At 57.3% G+C, this 17,708-nt stretch carries 14 protein-coding genes and 1 pseudogene; 10 read left to right on the forward strand and 5 right to left on the reverse strand.

The annotated features are described in order from the left end of the window. Positions 1–353 precede the first annotated feature (353 nt). From SH664x_RS18400 to SH664x_RS18415, 4 genes are all read right to left on the reverse strand, one after another. Entirely contained in the window at positions 354–923 is a 570-nt protein-coding gene (locus SH664x_RS18400; protein ID WP_437203362.1) for a PIN domain-containing protein, read from the reverse strand. 1 nt (position 924) lies between these two features. Further along, the gene (locus tag SH664x_RS18405) at positions 925–1,401 is read right to left on the reverse strand and encodes a helix-turn-helix domain-containing protein (protein ID WP_437203363.1); all 477 of its coding nucleotides are present in this window, start codon (positions 1,399–1,401) and stop codon (positions 925–927) included. Between the two features lie 175 nt (positions 1,402–1,576). Continuing rightward, a complete protein-coding gene (locus SH664x_RS18410; protein WP_437203365.1) occupies positions 1,577–2,482 on the reverse strand; it encodes a ParB/RepB/Spo0J family partition protein in 906 nt (301 codons plus the stop codon). A 17-nt stretch (positions 2,483–2,499) separates the two neighbouring features. Next, complete coding sequence (locus SH664x_RS18415) at positions 2,500–3,309, reverse strand: ParA family protein (protein WP_437203367.1); 810 nt, start codon at positions 3,307–3,309, stop codon at positions 2,500–2,502. Between the two features lie 214 nt (positions 3,310–3,523). On the opposite strand from SH664x_RS18415, the gene SH664x_RS18420 reads away from it, so the two are divergent. The 10 genes and pseudogenes from SH664x_RS18420 to SH664x_RS18465 all read left to right on the forward strand — a co-directional run bounded on the left by SH664x_RS18420 (position 3,524) and on the right by SH664x_RS18465 (position 16,593). Continuing rightward, positions 3,524–4,282, forward strand: a complete 759-nt coding sequence (locus SH664x_RS18420) for a DUF6088 family protein (protein ID WP_437203368.1) — start codon at positions 3,524–3,526, stop codon at positions 4,280–4,282. Continuing rightward, positions 4,269–5,231, forward strand: coding sequence for a nucleotidyl transferase AbiEii/AbiGii toxin family protein (locus SH664x_RS18425; RefSeq protein ID WP_437203369.1), 963 nt, complete (start codon positions 4,269–4,271; stop codon positions 5,229–5,231). The genes SH664x_RS18420 and SH664x_RS18425 overlap by 14 nt, the downstream gene beginning before the upstream one ends. 224 nt (positions 5,232–5,455) lie before the next feature. Then, on the forward strand, positions 5,456–6,358 hold the full coding sequence (locus tag SH664x_RS18430) for a tetratricopeptide repeat protein (RefSeq protein WP_437203371.1): 903 nt from the start codon (positions 5,456–5,458) through the stop codon (positions 6,356–6,358). A 77-nt stretch (positions 6,359–6,435) separates the two neighbouring features. Next, positions 6,436–6,885, forward strand: coding sequence for a transposase (locus tag SH664x_RS18435; RefSeq protein ID WP_437203373.1), 450 nt, complete (start codon positions 6,436–6,438; stop codon positions 6,883–6,885). After that, positions 6,831–7,274, forward strand: a pseudogene (locus tag SH664x_RS18440) (IS5 family transposase); the annotation flags it as partial. The gene SH664x_RS18435 and the pseudogene SH664x_RS18440, both read left to right, overlap by 55 nt. A gap of 96 nt (positions 7,275–7,370) precedes the next feature. Next, on the forward strand, positions 7,371–8,897 hold the full coding sequence (locus SH664x_RS18445) for a DUF499 domain-containing protein (protein WP_437203375.1): 1,527 nt from the start codon (positions 7,371–7,373) through the stop codon (positions 8,895–8,897). Continuing rightward, positions 8,897–9,892, forward strand: a complete 996-nt coding sequence (locus tag SH664x_RS18450; protein ID WP_437203377.1) for a hypothetical protein — start codon at positions 8,897–8,899, stop codon at positions 9,890–9,892. Before SH664x_RS18445 ends, SH664x_RS18450 begins: the two co-directional genes overlap by 1 nt. 88 nt (positions 9,893–9,980) lie before the next feature. After that, complete coding sequence (locus SH664x_RS18455; protein ID WP_437203379.1) at positions 9,981–13,262, forward strand: DUF1156 domain-containing protein; 3,282 nt, start codon at positions 9,981–9,983, stop codon at positions 13,260–13,262. Then, a complete protein-coding gene (locus SH664x_RS18460) occupies positions 13,259–13,783 on the forward strand; it encodes a 5'-nucleotidase (protein WP_437203381.1) in 525 nt (174 codons plus the stop codon). Before SH664x_RS18455 ends, SH664x_RS18460 begins: the two co-directional genes overlap by 4 nt. Before the next feature lie 14 nt (positions 13,784–13,797). Then, positions 13,798–16,593 (forward strand): DEAD/DEAH box helicase, encoded by a 2,796-nt coding sequence (locus SH664x_RS18465; protein ID WP_437203382.1) that lies wholly within the window; start codon positions 13,798–13,800, stop codon positions 16,591–16,593. Here SH664x_RS18465 and SH664x_RS18470 read toward each other — a convergent pair. Next, positions 16,585–17,556 carry a tyrosine-type recombinase/integrase gene (locus SH664x_RS18470; RefSeq protein WP_437203384.1) on the reverse strand — a complete coding sequence of 324 codons (972 nt, stop codon included), beginning with the start codon at positions 17,554–17,556 and terminating at the stop codon, positions 16,585–16,587. The two genes, SH664x_RS18465 and SH664x_RS18470, sit on opposite strands and share 9 nt — an antisense overlap. Positions 17,557–17,708 lie beyond the last annotated feature (152 nt).

A 17,708-nucleotide genomic window follows, 5' to 3' on the forward strand; every position in this document is an offset into this window, starting at 1 on the left:
AAGCAGGTCCACGACCTGATTGCACGAACGTATGACAGCAACAATGGAGAAACACGATGTACAAGTGGGAACTCGAAGCGAAGGAGTGGCGAGATCAAGAGTCGGCTTTCTGGAGGTCAATGAAGCGTCTCGATCGGTTTTTGAGTGTGTGTCAACACCTGCTCATTTGGCTGATCGCGGTTTATCTGATCATCTACGTCAGTCGGCTGTGACTCGTCGGCCTGGGTAACCCCCAGGCCATTTTTGTTGCCGGTATCGCGAACCCGGAACCTGTGATCGAAGCTGATTTTCCAGAAACCGTCGAATTTCCGGAAACGGAAAACCGTCCGAATCTGGAAAATCTGTCTGCTGCGTTAGATCAGAGCGGCAAACTGGCGCAGAACTCCCACCGTCTGCGGGATGGCCTGTCGTTCCAAGGCTTCCAAGAAGTCCTCGACGGAGTATGCGGGATTCTTCAGATTCTCGCGCTGTCGTTTGGCTGCCGCGCAGACGACGTTTGGAGCAAGGTCGAGCAAGTGCATGATGAATTCATCGGGATGCTGCACTTCAATTCCGTAGTGGGCGAGCACGTCCGCTGGAAAGTCGCTCAAGTTGTAGGTCACGATCACATCGGCACCGGAGCGGATTGCAGCAGCCAGTACATGGCGATCGTCAGGGTCGGGTAATGTCAGCGCGGGGATCAAATCCTCAAAGTTAGTCACGAGACAATCTCTGACGTGGGCATTCATCAGCTCTCGTGTGCGCGCAATTTTCGCAGGGTCCAGATCTGGTCGATCCTTGAGGACATTGCGGGTCCACTCATCGTGGATGGCGTCAGTCCATTTGGCCCGGAAAAGATCTGACAGTGCAAGATGCATCAGCAGGTCACGCAGCGGTGCCGGGTAGAGCACGCAGGCGTCATACACGGCAGTAAAATTGCTCACCTCAGTAGCCCATCTTCAGTTCCTGGGCCTGGGCAGCGAGTTCTTCCAAGGCCTTCAAGCGATCTTTATCCACCTGCTGTTTGTACTCCATCAAGTCGCGAAAGAGAATGCGACGATGAGTGCCAACCTTCCGAAATGGCAGAGTACCCTTTTCCAACAAGTCGACAAGAAACGGACGCGAGACGTTGAGAATGTCCGCCGCTTGCTGAGTGGTCAACTCGGCATGCACTGGAATCAGCGTAACAGCGTTTCCTTTGCCCATCTCAGTGAGAATGTCAGACAACAGCTTGAACGCTGAGAGCGGGATAGCGATTCGCTCTTCGGGTCCGCCGTCTGGCTCGATGCGCAGGTCGAAGCTCTTCTTGGCTCGCTTGCCGCTGAGGAGCTTGACCAGTTGACGGCTGGAAGCCTCTGCAAGGCGCGAGTCTGCTTCGGTAGGGGTGACGGTTTCGGGGAAGTCGATCAGGGTGGACGCCATAATTTGATTCCTCATGGATTTATGCAGTATATCGTCCAATCGAAACAAAAGCAACAAACGAAATAGACGAAAATCGTTTCGATTGTTTCGATGAGTCCTGGCGAGAAATGGTTCGGCAAACACAACCCCTTGAATTTACTGAGGTTGCGTCGCTGCCGGAATCGCGTGGCTTGGCTTAGAACAACTGCAGTCCGCTGTTGATGCGGGTCTGGACATCCTCCAGTGCAAGCTGCAAGGCCCGTTCGATCTCGTCATACGTGCCTTTCTGCTGGGCCGTGATGGTCACTTTCCAGCCGTTCTCGACAACAATCACCTGGCGAGTTCCACGCGGTGCTGACTTTGCCTTTCCGGCCCGCTTGCGAACCGCATTCGACGCATCGCTGATTGTCAGTTGTCCCGCTGCCGCCTGATCGGCAAGTTGCCGTTGGGAATCTTCGTTTGAGAGCTTCGACAACTCGTAAGCTGTTCTCGCGGCGATTTCCCCGGACTCGACTTTCTGCTGAATGTCAGGTGGCAGATCGAGAAGGGAGAGTACGCGGCTGACCTTCGAGGCCGGAACGCGCAGTGCGTCTGCGACCTGCTTTCCGTTCCAGCCGTTGACTTCCATCAGGCCGCGAAACGCTTTCGCTTCTTCCATCGGCGAGAGATCTTCACGCAGCAAGTTCTCGATGAGCTGCTGCTCCATGATCTCCGTTTTGGCCAGTTCGCCTTCGTGGAAGTAGCAGTCGATCGTCGGCAGTCCTGCGTGTCGCGTGGCGCGCCAGCGTCGCTCGCCGGAAATGATGATCCACTTTTCCAGATCAGCGGCCCAGCGAACGCGAATCGGCGAGAGCTGTCCCTTGTCGAGAATGCTCTGAGACAATCGCTCGATGGCGTCTTGCGAAAACTCGACTCGCGGCTGATCGGGGTCGGGGATGACTTGGTTGATATCGACCTTGCCGAAGTTGCGAATTGCCCGTCTGCCGACATCCTTTGCCGATGCCACCGGACTCAATCTCGGGCTGAGATCGACTTCACGAACTCCCAATGATTCTTCGAGGTTACCTGAGATTTGCTCCAAGGTCGTACGTGTCTTTCCCATCCTGAATCCTACGGGCGTTACGCTACGTGCTGTCTCGAATATCGAGCAGCGATGCGGTTCATAATCTCTTGCGCAAGCTGATCGGTCAGCTTGGCTGCTGGAGAGCGAGGGCTATACATGCCGACTGGTTTGCGGCAGGTCAGGGCTACTTTGAATGCGGACGCCTCGGGGATCACGGTGTTCAACACCGTGTCGCGATACAGCGTTTGCAGCTTCGCGTGATACGACTGATGCACGAGCAACCGCGCGTCGTAGCGCGTCACCAAATGGCCCAGACGACGAAGGTCGGGATTGAGCTTGCGCACGTTGTCGATCGCTTGATGGACCGTTCGCAACCCCTGTGTGCCGAAGTCTTCCGGCGGAACTGGAATCACGACGTAGTCCGATGCAACCATCGACGCCCAACTGCACAAGTACAGATTGGGCGGACAGTCGATGAGCACGATGTCGTGGCCGGTGACCGTTTCGAGAAGCTCCCGTACGGCGAACTGCTTCAGGCCTTCGTTTTCCGGCACTGGCCGATTGTGCTGCGCGAGTTGTTGATTCGCAGGCACAATCGAGATTCGTTCGAACTCGGTGGGCTGCGGCAGCGAGTGCAGGTCAGCGAATCCGAACTCGTCATCGAACAGCGATGCGAGTGTCGCTGAGGCGGGAAGGTTCTCTGCGATAGCGGAACCAAGGAATCCTGGGCTGAGGGAGCCTTGCGGATCTGCATCAACCAGCAACACGCGGTGACCTTGCAGGGCAAAGGCTCCGGCCAGGTGGAAGCATGTGGAACTCTTTCCGCAGCCGCCTTTCTGGTTGATGAGGCAAATGGTGGTTGTCACGGCGTCTCCGCAATTTGGGAATTGCCAGTGGCAATTCCGCGTAAGCCCTTGAAATCTCTTTCGATACGCTGGCACAAGCTGGGCAAGGCCGCAACGGAAATCTTTTCCAGCACTGGTTTTGTGGTCGACGGCTACCTGTTGAATGTATCCCAAGACGTCAAGTTTTAAGGACGTAAAACTTGACATTCGGCGCAGGCGAGCCGATACTTGAAGCATGGCTACCACCACGCGCACATCGTCATCACTTGGAACGGCAAGGCTCGTCCTTCAACAGGTCGAGAATGGCGGGGAGCGTCTGTGGCGTTTGGAGGACTTCGGTGCGCTGCCATTTGGTGCAGTCGCTCAAGCTCTGTCTCGACTTCACCGCAATGGCGAACTTGAACGCGTCGGGAAGGGAATCTATTTCCGGCCGCGACGTACGGTCTTCGGAGCGAGTCGGCCAAACCCTGCAATGCTTCGCAGCGTTGCTGCCAGAAACGCCAAGCTGTTTCCCGCTGGCCTCTCAGCAGCAAACGCGCTGGGGTTTACGACTCAGAATCCCGCCAAAGCAGAAATCGCCACGACGGCGCGAAGCATTCCGCGATTGCTTCAAGACGAAGGCACAGTTGTCCATACTCGCCGTCCGCCTGCCTGGGAATCACTTTCAGAGACGGATGCCGCAGTTTTGGAGTTTCTACGGTTGCGAGGCGAGCCTAGCGAATTGACGGCGAAAGAGACGATTCAGCGACTACTGAACCTGCTTGGGGAGAAAGGCCGATTCTCTCGGTTGGCCGCCGTCTCGGCGACCGAACCCCCTCGGGTTCGGGCGATGCTCGGAGCCTTGGGGGAGGAACTCGGTGCGCCGAAGAGTCTGCTCAAGTCGCTGCGTGCGACGCTGAATCCGCTGACCAAGTTTGATTTCGGCGCACTTGCAGAACTGGAGTCTGCAAGCCGGTGGCAGGCAAAGGAGCGCAGTTTCCGTGCGACTGTCTGAACATGAAGATTTCGATCAGGCGGTACTCCGGGCCGTTGACTATTTCAGCGGCTCGGGGTTACGCCCGGCGATGGTGGAGAAGGATTACTTCGTCACCGAAGCCTTGCGTGCGATTGCGAGTGCTGGCCAGGACAGGGTGATTTTCAAGGGCGGTACCAGCTTGTCGAAGGGCTGGAACCTGATTCAGCGATTTTCGGAAGACATCGACCTGTTCTTGGACCCAGCGGCGTTTGACCCCGCTTTGAACAAGCGCGGAATCGACCGGGAATTGAAGCTGCTCCGTGATGCGGTGGCCGGCGTGCCTGGGCTGACCTTTCTGAAGGATCAGAGCAAGACCTTCGGCGGATTCGGACGAAACGACCGGTCAGGGTACCAGCAAGTTTTCGGCGGTGCTGGTGAGGTTAAAGGGGAAGTGTTTCTGGAAGCTGGAATCGCCAGCGGAAGGCAGCCGACGGCGGATCTGTCGCTTGAGTCGTACGTGGCTCGGTTCCTGAGAGAAACGGGCACGAGCTTAAGCGCGGAGGACGAGACGCCGTTCACGATGCGTCTGCTCCATTTCCGTAGGACGTTTGTGGAGAAGCTCTTTACCATTCACGGCAAAGTCCAACTCTTCAAACAGCACGGGCAGCGAATCGGCTCGTACGCCCGGCATTACTACGACCTGTTTCAGCTTTCCCAGCTCCCTGAAGTGCTCGCGATGCTCCAGTCCGATGAGTATGCCGAGATCAAGGCGGACTATGACACGATCAGTCGCGAGTTCTTTGACCGTGGGTACTTTCCACCTGAAGGAATGAGCTTTCGCGACAGCAATGCGTTGTTCCCGGACGAGACGTTGGAAGCGGAACTGGGGCCAGAGTTTGAATCGCAGTGCCGAGTGCTTTGTTACGGCCCGCTTCCGTCCTGGGCTGAGTTGCGGAAACGGTTCGACGAAATTCGCGACCTTCTTTGAGAATTGCCAATGGCAATTCCGTATAAGCCCTTGAAATCTCTTTCGATACGCCAACATGGATGTGTGAAGGTCAGCAGGCACGTACGTCCAGATCGCCTTACGTCGAAGTGTCAACTCGCAACTGCTACGACGCTGAGCACCTTCGTCACTCTTCCCCTCTTCAGGCATCGTTCTAGGATGCCGATTGTATTGCAATGTGATGCTGCCGATGGAGTTCCACATTTATGACTTTGTCATTGCCGGACGACACTAATCACACGTTTCACCGTTGCACTGCGTGTAAACATTTGCTCACGAGCAGTGCTCACTTTTGTCCGCAGTGCGGCGAACGTGTTCGCTCGTGTGCTGATGCGAGCATGAGCACACCGGCGAAATTCGAAAAAGCAGACCGCCACGCTGATCGGACGCCAGTTGTCCTCGTACTATCCTGTCCGATGTGCGCTGGCCGCGTAGACGCAACACGGCGCGAATGTGCGTATTGCAACGCGCCATTACTGTTTCATTCGGCGGTACCGTATTCAGACACTTCGGTCCAATCGGACGTACTCAGCACAGCAGTAGCAGCATGGCAGGCGAAAATCCGAAGTGATCCTGACAACGCGGAGTACCACTACTCTCTAGGGCTTCTGCACCTCCAGCGTCGGCTGAGAGAAGCGGCGATTCACGAATTTCGTCTGGCGTGCCAGCAGTGTCCCGACAACCATCTGGCTCATTATCACCTTGGCGTTGCGTTATTTGCTAACGGGAACATCCGGGTTGCGTCGCAAGATTTCCAAGATGCAGTACAAGCCTTCGAAACCAGTTTGACAATCTGCCATGATTTCAAACCCGCCCAGGGTTTTAAACACGGACTGATGGCATTGCGACTTCTTGACACGGATGTGGCGCAGTCTGTCATCAAAGGCACTCTTGCGGTCGAGGCTAACCCGGAAGCGCCAATCCTCCACAACAACCTCGGATATGGCCTCTTTCAACAGGGACAACTAGAAAAAGCCGAGGTGAGCTTTGTTAAGGCAACTGAAATGGAGCCACATCTGCAACTCGCGTGGTCAAACCTATGTCTTGCCAGGATGCGAAGGCGAAACCCTCACCAAGCGATTATCGCCGGCAAACGGGCAGTTGCATGAGCCAGTTTCACAACCTTTAGATTACTGAACAGGATTGGCAAGGGATGTGCTTATGAGCATGGTGAAAGGAGACACTCATGCTCATTACCCTGCCTTCGTGGCCGACACCCCGTCGGCCCAACAAGACAGGGTCCAGGACGGCCCCGAAGCCCTTTCTCTCTGATGCACAATGGTTTCTGATCGCGGATCTGTTTCCTGATCTTCCGGTGGGCCCCCGTGGAGGACGCCCTTGGCGATCTTCTCGTGAGTGCTTGGAAGGCGTTCTGTGGGTACTGATTACAGGGGCCCGTTGGAAAGATTTACCAGAACGATACCCCTCACCAGTCACCTGTTGGCGACGCCATCGTGACTGGACTCGAAACGGGGTCTTTCGTGCAGCCTGGGATCGATTGCTCAGCAAGCTGCTACAGCGACGTGGCATCGACTGGGAAGAAGCGATCGGTGATGGCTCGTTTTCACGGGCAAAAAAAGGGGTGACGACGTGGGACGTTGTCATCGTGGCAACGGAACCCGCATCCTCCTCCTGACTGATGGACGAGGCATTCCACTCTCGGCATATACCACCTCTGCCAATTACAGCGAGGTGACCACGATCCAAACATTGATTGATCAATGCCCTCCACACGGCAAGCCGCGTCGCCTGCTGTACGATAAAGCTGCCGATGCCGACTGGTTGAGGGAACATCTTCTGTCCCGTGGCATCGAACTGATCTGCCCGCACCGAGACAAACGAACCAAGCCTCGACTGCAGGACGGTCGAGCATTGCGGCGATACGAACGCCGATACCGAATTGAGCGCACTTTCAGTTGGCTGCAGAACTGCCGCCGATTGATCACTCGCTGGGAATACTACGCCGAACTGTTCGAAGGCTTCGTTCACTTAGCCTGCCTGTACACCATCATCAAAGGGTTGTGAAACTACCTCAAGGCACTTCGCAACTACGAAGCGGTCGTCGATGCCGTCCCGAATCCCAAGACCGCCATTCCACACGCCGAGGAGATCATCAGTGCCTTGTGGTTGCGGTCCCTGACGGTCGATCAGATGGCGGGTGCCGAACCCTACGAGCTTCAGATCGACATCACCGCAGACAAGCCCATCGACGACAACCAGTTCGAGGTCGAACTCGCAAACATCGTTGACAACAGTTGGAACATCCATCCTGTCGGAACCCGTCTCGTCTTCAAGCACGATGTCAACGCCCGGTCGAAGCTGCTGGCTCATGCCAAGAATGACAAGCTCTTCCAGAACGGCGAAGACGTTGAACATCTCGCCAAGGAAATCCGTGCGGTCATCGGCGGTTCGGAAGAAGTGTCGGCGAAGCACCGGGTCGTCGTCCTGAAGAGGAAGTGGCAGAGCGATCCGTGGTCGGAGTTCGACGAGAAGGAACAGCCCAAGAGTTGGGATGCTCGCCTGCCGCTGGTCGTGGTCCCCGACTACCCAGAGAAGATCGAAGGCGTCCTCGGCAAATGGCTGAAGGATCACATGCAGGAGAACCGGAACACGATCCGGTTCCTGCTGCCGCAGAAGGGCACCGGCAACATCTACTACGACCGGGAGTTGCTCGTCCTCGCCAGAGCCGTTTGGCTGGCGATGAAATGGAAGACCACCGAGAAGGTCTACGCCGACCTCGAACGCTCGTTCCGCAAGGATGAACTCATCCCGAAGCTCAAGAGCCGCTTCGACCGCTTCGCCCTCCTCAGCGAGTGGAGCTACGCCGAGCCTGCCAAGTGCCGGTTCGAAGAAGCCAAGCACGACGCACAGGGGGACAAGATTCCCGAAGCGGTGGACCGCCTGGTGCGAGAAGAGGTCTTCATTCCCGAAGAGTTTGAGGAGTACGTTCTCAAGCTCGCCGAGAACTCCGAATCGGTCGGCAAGCTGCTCAAAGACCTGCGTGAACCTCGACCGGGCGGCAAGCCCTGCATTCCGTGGCTGGGCGAGATCGCCGTCAAGGAACGGGTGATCCGCATGTGTGCCGAGGGGCAGATCGCCATCAATGTGCGTGGACTCGATTTGCTGCAAGCCAAGCCCGGCGAAGATGCCGACGACGCTTGGACTCGCATGAAGGGCAAGCTCGGCACCGGCAAGCATCTCGATGAAACGATCATGCTGCTGCCTGATGCCGTCACCGTCAGCGGCGGCAAGACGGTTGTCACTGATCCCACGACCGGGGAGACAACAACGGTGGAAGTCGGCGGCACTGGCGGCAACGGTGCAACTGTCGTCACGGGCGGTACGAACGCAGGCGGCACAACGTCCGGCAACGGCGGTGCCCCCGGCAATCTGTTTGGCGGATCAGGTGGAGCGGGAACCGTCTCCAAGAAATCCTGCTCGGCACCGCCGACTTCCGGTCTCAACCTGCTCGGTCAGGTCGAGTCGTGGGGCATCGGTCCCGCCACGAGCGTCAACAATGTCGCCCTCAAAGTCGGCAAGATGACCGGGGCACAGCTTCAGGCTCTCATCAAACACCTGCCCGATGGCGTGACCTACGCACTCGACCTTGAAAAAGAAGTACAGGGCGAGAAGGAGGAGAGCAACTGATGTCCTCATTCACTGCCGATCTCCTCGAATCCGTCACCAGTGGTCCGCCGCAACAGGCATGGGGCGACATCGCCGACCATCTCTGGCAGACGTTCTCCGCTCCTATCGCACCGGCTGTCGCCGACGCCGAGGTCGTGAAGCGGGATCGCAGCATCACGGAACTGGAAAACACCCTCTCTGGCTCCTGTTGGGACTTGTGGAACGAGTTCGAGACCAGCGTCCCGAAAGCCAGTGCCGGAATCGTGGAATTCTGGAAACGCATCCACGGCGGCAAAGCGGTGCTGATCCTCGATGGCGTCTCGCTGCGGGAAACGCCGTGGCTGCTCGGTCAGGCGAGCGACCGGGGTTACACCATTCATGCCGCTGGTCCTCGTGGAACCGAACTTCCCTGCGAAACCTCACCCTTCGCCAAGGCACTCGGCTTCGCACAGCGATCCGCCTTGGAGAACAACGGTGCCGGTGGTGCCCACAAGCTGACCGGGGCGGCAACCGAATCGTCCAACCTCAACTGGAAGGACTGCATCGGGCTGGTCGGCAATCAGCAGCACGTCGTCTTCTGGCATCACTTTCCCGATGCCCGGATGCACGATTTGTCAGTGCCGGGCGAAGGGCTGCACAAGCTGGCGAGGGAGACGCACGAGCATTTCACGTCCGATGACTTCTGGGCGTTTGTCGAACGGCTGGCGACCGGGCGGCGGCTTGTCATCACCAGCGATCACGGCTACGCCGCCTGCGGCTTGTTCCCCGACCTCGTGGACAAGGATCAGGTCGAGTACATGAAGAAGCTCTTCAAGAGCGGACGCACGGCGACCAGCGTCAGCGAAGACGGGGCATGGGTGCCGCCGATTGACCTGCGGCTGGTCACCAGCCACGGTTCGCATCGGCACGTCCTCGGTCGGCGGAAATGGAAGAGTTCCGGGGGCTACCCCACGCTGCATCACGGCGGCTTGTCGCTGCTGGAAGTCTTCGTCCCGTTCATCGAGTTGTCGAAATAACGGGTCGGCTCGCAGGCGACAGAACGAACATCGAAGAACAAGCATCAACGGAATTACCGGAAGAGCATTCAACGGATCGAGGGTGGAAGTGGCTAAGGCAAAGAAGAAGACGAAAGCGGAAGAACTTCAGGAAGCAGTCGCCGAGGCGGTGGGTGCCGGGCGGGAACTGCACTTGGAGTCCGTGGACTTCTCCGACCCGAATCGCCCGAAGACCTGCCTCGAAGTCGATTTCCCGATCCTGCCGATCAACCACGTCGCCGCCATTGAGGGGAACGCCGGGAAGCCGATTTACCAGATGTCGAAATGGTGGGCACGTCGGCGGTCGAGCGTGTTCCGGGCGATGCTGATCGCTGCGGCGACGAAGGCTCCCGAAGATCAGGGCGAAGCGGCGAAGACCGTCTGGGACGCTTACTACGGCAACCATCAGAAGAACGAAGCGTTCCGCAAGCTGAAGGTCGCCGACATCTTCATGGGGGGCGGCACCACCATCGTCGAAGGTGCCCGGCTCGGAATGCAGATGTACGGCAACGACCTCAACCCGGTCGCTTGGCTGGTCGTCAAGAACGAACTGGCTCAGGTCGATCCGAAGGAGGTTCAGAAGCTCCTCGACGCCATCGAAGCCGAGGTCAAGCCGCAGATCATGCCGTTCTACGCCTGCGACTGTCCTCGTGGGCATAAGGGGAAGTGGACGCACAAGCCAACCGGCAAGGTGATGGAGTCGAACTTCGATCCGCTCAGCCTGACGCCAGAGCAGCGACCAGAATACGAGTACGAAGGACCGGAAGTCATCTATACCTTCTGGGCGAAGCACGGTCCCTGTCAGGCGTCAGAGTGCAACCACCGCACGCCAATCATGTCTTCCCCGGTTGTCGCCTTGAAGCAACTCACGGTCAAAGCGTGGAGTGGAAAGGAATGCCAGTCCTGCGGCACGAAGTTCGACATCGAACAGAAGGACGCTCGGATGGCACCAGCAGCGATGCTGGTCGTGGCGGATTCCGAAACGCCCTTTTCCGTCATGGATGACAAGGGCAACTACACCTGCCCTCACTGCGGTCATGAACGCCAAGATCAGAAGGCGGCGAGTGATGGTCAGTCATCGTCACTTGGAAAATCCAAGAATAAGAAGATCGACCTGACACTGCTCGTCCATCCCGATTGGCTCAAGGGATCGCCCGGCAAAGACTCCGATGGCAACTGGTTCGGAGGCAGTGTGACCGACTCTGCGGAGGCAACTGCCGCTTGGAACGAAGTGCGGGCGAAGTCGCTCAAGCTGATTGAAGTTCGTGGTGAACTCCCTGAAAGCATTACATGCCCGGACACTGGCGACCTAATGCTGACGGGGAAGACCGGCGGTACCGTGCCGGGAAAATCCAAGTTCAAGTGTCAGGAGGCAACGTGCGGACGTGAACAAGACGTTCTGAAATCCATCAAGAAAACCAAGAAGGCTGGACCCGTCTCGATGTACGCCGTCCACGGCAGGTGTCCTGAGTGCTCTAAAAATGGGGAAGCCTACTCTGGAAGATTCTTCGGATACCCGTCGATCCCACTCTTCAATGCAGCGTGTCACGAGTGGGAGTTGAGGAGATCAACTGATCTGGCTACGTATTGGCCAACCAGCGAAGTCCCCTATGGTTTCATGACGCACATGAATAACGGTGGCATCCCGAATCATGGGTACACTCACTGGTGGACCATGTTCAACCACAGGCAGTTACTTGTGCTTGCACAGATTCTTCGAGGCATTCTGAGGGCAGGGAATGCGGATTGGAACGTGCGAGAATTTATTGTACCTGCGTTCCAGCAGTATGTCCGTTATCAAAACATGTTTTGCTATTGGCACATCAAGAAAGACCATATCGTGCCACACATGAGCAATAGCAACTACCACCCAAAGCCGAATGTAGTCGAGAACTCAGTGTTTTCGGACTTTGGAATGGGGAACTGGCAGAGCAATTGGGAGGGGCTTCTTGCCGGGTTGGAGTGGTCACGGCAACCGTGGGAGCGTGTCCCATACTCGGCAATCGATGCTCAGAAGATTAGTGGGAGGACAAATCTCCCGAAGACCGAGAAGGTATTCCCACTCGATCCACTCAACGGCAGCAGAGCCGAGATTACATGCGGGTCGTCAAGTGACTTGACCAGCATCGAAGCAGAATCCCTTGATCTTGTGGTGACCGACCCACCATTCGGCGGCTTACTACACTACTCTGAGCTTGCTGACTTCTTTCACGTCTGGATGCGATTGGCTCTGAAGGAACGGTACCCGGACTATTTCGATGCAGACTTTACACCAAAGGCACTTGAGGCAGTTGCAAACCGGGCACGTCACCCGGAGGATGCGGATGAATTCTACGAGAAGCTCTTGACTGAGTGTTGGAGGCAGTCCTTCCGAATTCTCAAGCCCGGAGGAATTCTTGCGTTTACGTTCCATCACAGTGAGGACGAGCCGTGGGTTGCTGTCCTAAAGAGCCTCTTCGATGCAGGATTTATCCTTGAGGCGACGTTCCCGATTCGTAGCGATGAAACAAAGGGAGAAGGATCAAAACCGGGCACAATTGGCTCTCAAAAGATCGAGTTCGACATCGTTCACGTCTGCCGAAAGCGACTCGAAGAGCCAGAACCGATTAGTTGGGCACGGTTGCGGCGGCAGATCATGCGGGATGTTCGCCAGCTTCAGGAGATTATCGAGCAGCACCAGAAGGAAGGTCTCGGCGAGGCGGACCTGCAAGTGCTCCGCCGTGGCAAGGCTCTCGAATACTACTCCCGGCACTACGGCAAGGTGTACATCGAGAAGGGACGGGAAGACGAGTTCACCGTCAAGGACGCTCTCGTCGGCATCAACCAGCTTCTCGACGACGAGAGCGACACCACCAGCGAAGCCCCGCCAGTGCTCGCCGAGCCGTACACCCGGCAGTTCCTTCGCCTGTTCGCTGATCGTGACAGCCTCGAACGTGACCAGATGCAGAAATACCTGCGTGGCACGGGTGTCTCGCCGTCCGAGTTCTTGGAACGAGGCTGGTGCAGCGAAGAGAAGAAAATCTTCACGATCACGCCGCCGCTCGAATGGGCACAGCAGTGGAAGGGGAAGGCTCGCAAGGGGATGTCCCGTGACTTCGATCAGACCTTCTTCTTGATCGGTGCCTGCTACGACGAGAGCGGCATCAAAGCCAGCGACACCCTCAACAGCGGCAGCTTCGTCCCGCACCCCGCCATCAGCGACCTGCTTGACTGGTTCGGCAAACACGGTAGCGATGCGGAAATGAAAGCCGCCGCCCGACGAGCCAAGCAGATTTACTCGACATGGCTGGCGAAGAACAAGCCGAAAGTTGACTCCCAGTTGTCGCTGTTCGACCTGGACGGAGGGGAATGACCAGAATGCAGGCTCCGCTGATCAATGACGACCTGTGGACTCGGCGTGGGATTTCTCTTCTATGGGATGCCGACGAACTCAACAAGTTGTGCCAGCCGACGCAGGTGATCAGTCTGCGCCGATTCCGACAGCTTCATGCGGCCGGCTGGCCGGATTCTGATTTGCCACTGGTCAACGATGTCGCTCTTGTCGTTGCTGGATTGGAAGCGTGCATTGACGCTCTGCCTCCTGACGACATGACGGCGTGGCTTGAGCAAAAGATCTATCCGGCGATTGTGAGCTACCAGCGGGAAGTGGCCGATGGCGGAAGTCAGGCGGCATTAGTGTTCTGGATGGTTGAGCATGCCAGACTCCAGCACCACGTCAGCGAAGATGCCTGGTTGTGGCATTGCAGCGGCGAGCATCGACAGCAGCAGATTCCGTTGAGTCATTGCCTGTTCAACGGAGCACAGCACGATCTCAAGGAGATTCACGATGCCAAAGGGAATCGCCTCGGCTTGTACCACCCAAGGATTTCTTGAGCGGCGATTTCTGAATGTCATCGGCTCCTACTCTTCAGCCTGGTCAGCGAATCCGTCACGCCGAATTTGGTGAGGGCGTTATCGTCGCTTCGGCGGCGAACGGGTTCGTGCGGGCGTTCTTTAGCAGTGGCGAACGCCAAGTCCCGCTCGTTTCGCTGACCCCCATTCTCCCGCGGTCTGAGCAGATCGTGCAGAATGTCAGCGCAGGGGCTTCGCGGAACCGTCGAGCATGGCTGGCGTATCAGGCCCATGCGTTGCCACTGTTGGAGAGTGCGGCGGCGTTAACCTCCGCCAAGATCGACTTGCTGCCGCATCAGGTGGTGCTGACGCACCGAATCGCCACCGCTTCGCCACGCCGGTACCTGATCGCCGATGAAGTTGGCCTGGGGAAGACGATCGAAACAGCACTTATCCTGAGGGAGCTTGCCAGCCGTGGAGAAATGAACCGGGCGTTGATGGTCGTCCCCGCGGGCCTCGTCAACAACTGGCACCGAGAACTGAACGAAGTGTTCAATCTCGATTTTGAAGTGTTTGGAAGCGAGGGGGATGTCACCGACCGAAAATCTAACGCCTTTGCCAAGCACGACCGGCTGATTGCGAGTGTCGATACGCTCAAACGCCGAACTCGCGTCAAACGGCTCATGGATGCGCCGCTGTGGGATCTGGTTGTGTTTGACGAAGCCCAGCACCTGACTGCTTCCAGATCGGGGGGAAAGACCAAGAAGACGGAAAACTACAAGCTGGCGGAAGCACTGAAGGACCACTGCCGGGATTTGCTCCTGTTATCAGCGACACCGCACCAAGGGGACCACTACCGCTTCTACATGCTGATGAAGCTGCTCGATCCCACCATGTTCTCGTCGCCCGACGACATGCTGGAGAATCGGCATCGGCTCAATTCAATCATCTTCCGCCGCACGAAGGCCGACGCCTGCCGACCTGACGGCTCAACGCTCTTTGCCCGCCGTTGGGTCCATACCGAATCGTTCGTGATGTCGGATGCGGAGCGTGAGTTCTACAACGAACTCAACGTGTATCTGATGGACGGGTTCGCTCTGGCCAAGCAGCAAGGCAGCAAGGGCCGTGCGCTCGGCTTCGTGATGACGATCTTCCAGAAGATCGCCGCTTCGAGCTTCGCCGCCGTGCATCGTACACTGCGTCGGCGTCTGATCGCCCTGACGGTCCAAGAAGGGCTGATGCATGACAGCAAGCTGGACATCGACGCCCGTGATGCCGCCTTCGCGGAGGCTCGCCAGTTGATCATGCGGGAGTTTCATCTTCCGGCAGATCGCCTCGGTCAGATCGAGTCTGAACGCATTCTTGCCGACCTGAAACGGCAGATCGTCAAGCGAATGGACGATGACGAGTTGGCGATTCTGTCCAGCGAGTATTCTTCCGAGACGGCGACCACTGCCTCTGAGGATTCCGCCATCGTCGCCGTCGAACTGGCGTTGCCTGAAGAGCGCCTACGCATTCGAGATCTGCTGACGAAGTATCCGCCGGAAAGCGAAACCAAAGTCAAGAATCTGATCAACGCCCTTGGAACGCTCTGGCAACAGGATTCGTCAGAGCGAGTCGTGATCTTCGCCACATACCTCGGCAGCGTCGAGATGCTCGGCGAGGAGATTGAGAAGGCGTATCCCGGCCAGGGCGTGGTTGTCCTCAAAGGGGGCGATCACGGAACCAAGCTGGCGGCCGAAAAGCGGTTCAAGCAGCCGAACGGCCCCCGAGTGATGATCTGCACGGCTGCCGGTCGGGAAGGCATCAACCTGCAACATGCTCGCGTGTTATTCAACTTTGATCTGCCGTGGAACCCAATGGACTTGGAGCAGAGAATCGGTCGCATCCATCGTTACGGACAGAGACATACGGCGCAGGTCTACAATCTCGTGTTGTCCGATACCATCGAAGGCAAAATCTTTCTGCTGCTTGACGACAAGCTCAAGGAGATCGCCAAGACTTTGGGCAAGGTCGATGAGCATGGGGAGGTCGCTGAAGACCTGCGATCTCAGATTCTCGGGCAGCTTTCGGAACGGCTCAGCTACGAAAGCCTCTACGCTCAGGCAATCTCTGACCCAGAGCTGAAGCGAACTCGACTCGAACTCGAACAAGCGCTCTCGAATGCGTCCGAGGCAAGGAACGTCGTGTATGAGTTGTTTCAGGATCTCGACGGCTTCTCGCTCGACGACTATCAGCCATTCTCAGACACGAGCGAGGGAATGGACGAAATCGTTCGTTTCGTCCGTAACGCAGCCGAAGAAGATGGAAGGACGTTTCGGCCGGAATCGAACGGAGTGTTTGTCGTCTCGGCTTCAGCCAATGGGGACACTCTTCGCTTCACAACAGACCGCGATGCTTCCATTCAATCCGACAACGTAGACCTGCTTGGTCTGGACCATCCACTCGTCTTGGAGTTCATGCAGCGGTTCCGTGACCTGCCTGACGATCAGATTGGCGTACGAGTTCGGAGCGATGATGGCCGCTCGGGTGTTCTTTCCATCTGGCACGTCACGATGCAGGGCGAACGTGGCGAAACGCGAAGCCATTTGCTGACCTTGGCGGTAGACGGCGACGGTCAACGTATCCCTTCCTGGGAAAAACAAGCTGATCGACTATTCCAGCTTGAACCATCGCCAGCAAGTGCCGTCGCTCAGATTGATCTACTGACCGAGACTCTTGAACCGATGATTCAACGCGAACTCGTCCATCGCGGCGTGCTCGGCGAGAACAGAGGCTACAACGCCAAGTTGGTGGGGTGGGTCGAGGTTGTTGGATCGGCTCACGCGCGATTCGTCACAGACTCAGATTGATATCCGCTCCACGATATTTCGCGTAACTCGCCGCTGCCGCCGGTCGTAGAGCCTCGTCGTTCGCGGATCGGCGTGCCCGGCGAGAAATTGCACGTCCTCAAGCGGCACGCCTTGGCTGAGAAGATCGGTGATGGTTGTGACTCGGAACGAGTGAGGAGAAAGGCGTGCGGGAAGACCTGAGTCGCGCATGCGGCGTTTGACCATGCGGCCCATGTCCGCCCGCGCCAGCGCACGGGAAGTCAGTTGTCCAGTTCTTCGCACGGCTGCACGGAACAGTGGAGCCTGCTTTTCGACGTTCTGAAGGCCCGCCGCGTCCAAATACTCGTTGAGGAAGTTTTGCAGATCATGGCGAGCAGGAATCTCGCGTGACTTGCCTCCCTTCTCATTGAAGCGAAGACAGAATTGTCCGCCGGCGTCATAGAAATGCTGGCGCTGGAGCTTGGCCACGGCCCCGATGCGTGACGCCGTGTAAATCAGAGTCGCAAGTATTGCGCGGTCCCGAAGGCCGACGACGCTGCGGGTGTCGATGCTCGCCAAGAGGGTCCGCACCTGTTCGATGGCGATCTCCGGCGTCTTTCCCTCAATGACTTGATGCCGCTCGGTGCGAACGCTCGCGGCCGGATTCAGAAGCACGGCGTGCCGGTTGACCAGAAAATCGAAGAGTCGACGAATCGCGGAAAGATGGAGCTTCTGTGTCACCGGCGACACTGCGAGTTCGTCGAAGTACTGGCCCACGTCTCGGGGCGAGACGCGATGAAGCTCCAGGCTTCGCGACTGACACCACACGAGAAAGCGCTTCGCGGCATGTCCGTAGTTGCGGCGAGTGTTCGGGTTTCTCAGCGCACCATAAATGAATTCTTCCCACGCAAATTGTGCCGCACTCCCGGCGTCACGGATCAATCCCGGCGTGTTTGCCTCGGCCCTCTCGGCGGGCAGCAGTATGTCGTCATCGCGGTCGAACATCCGTGGTGCGGTTCAGATGGGATGCCCAGCAAACGCTCACCCTTCGACGGAGCGATTCCTTGAGCCGACAAACGTTCATTCAAGGGGCAGACTTTTGGCAGACCTGCCAATTCTTTTGGGCCACCGAACTCGCCGGGAAATGGCGATCCGGT

Origin of the sequence: Planctomicrobium aquicomposti, from assembly GCF_051466325.1 — a bacterium.
Lineage (GTDB): Bacteria > Planctomycetota > Planctomycetia > Planctomycetales > Planctomycetaceae > Planctomicrobium.

Coding starts and splice junctions, on each gene's coding strand:
- SH664x_RS18420 (WP_437203368.1), top strand. CDS start 3,524: ATGGCTACCACCACGCGCACATCGTCATCACTTGGAACGGCAAGGCTC.
- SH664x_RS18460 (WP_437203381.1), top strand. CDS start 13,259: ATGACCAGAATGCAGGCTCCGCTGATCAATGACGACCTGTGGACTCGG.
- SH664x_RS18450 (WP_437203377.1), top strand. CDS start 8,897: ATGTCCTCATTCACTGCCGATCTCCTCGAATCCGTCACCAGTGGTCCG.
- SH664x_RS18405 (WP_437203363.1), bottom strand. CDS start 1,401: ATGGCGTCCACCCTGATCGACTTCCCCGAAACCGTCACCCCTACCGAA.
- SH664x_RS18465 (WP_437203382.1), top strand. CDS start 13,798: ATGTCATCGGCTCCTACTCTTCAGCCTGGTCAGCGAATCCGTCACGCC.
- SH664x_RS18410 (WP_437203365.1), bottom strand. CDS start 2,482: ATGGGAAAGACACGTACGACCTTGGAGCAAATCTCAGGTAACCTCGAA.
- SH664x_RS18470 (WP_437203384.1), bottom strand. CDS start 17,556: ATGTTCGACCGCGATGACGACATACTGCTGCCCGCCGAGAGGGCCGAG.
- SH664x_RS18430 (WP_437203371.1), top strand. CDS start 5,456: ATGACTTTGTCATTGCCGGACGACACTAATCACACGTTTCACCGTTGC.
- SH664x_RS18435 (WP_437203373.1), top strand. CDS start 6,436: ATGCTCATTACCCTGCCTTCGTGGCCGACACCCCGTCGGCCCAACAAG.